The 236-nt window shown below is 66.1% G+C and carries 1 protein-coding gene; it reads right to left on the bottom strand.

Going from position 1 to position 236, the window contains the following annotated elements:
• The coding region (locus tag FQ668_RS28250) for a metal ABC transporter solute-binding protein, Zn/Mn family (RefSeq protein ID WP_178097280.1) at nt 1-236 on the bottom strand (236 nt) is incomplete at both ends.

Here is a 236-nt window from a genome sequence, read left to right as displayed (position 1 = left end):
GCGTTGTCCGGGTCGAGCTTGCCCAGTTCGCGGGCGATGTTGTTGACCTGGGCGATGGTGGTGCTGATCGACAGGAAGGTGTGCGGGTTGACCACCTTGCCGGCGCCACGGGCGGCAACACCGGTGGCCGCCAGCAGCGGCACGTTATGGTTGGCCTCGATGGTCTTGATGCCGGGCTTTTCGCTGGCGGCGATCATGCGGTCGGCGAAGTCGTCATGGCCGACGCCGTTGAGCAC

Origin of the sequence: Pseudomonas sp. Kh14 (assembly GCF_900291005.1) — a bacterium.
Classification (GTDB): Bacteria; Pseudomonadota; Gammaproteobacteria; order Pseudomonadales; family Pseudomonadaceae; genus Aquipseudomonas; species Aquipseudomonas alloputida.
This window is presented reverse-complemented; position numbering and strand designations above follow the sequence as displayed.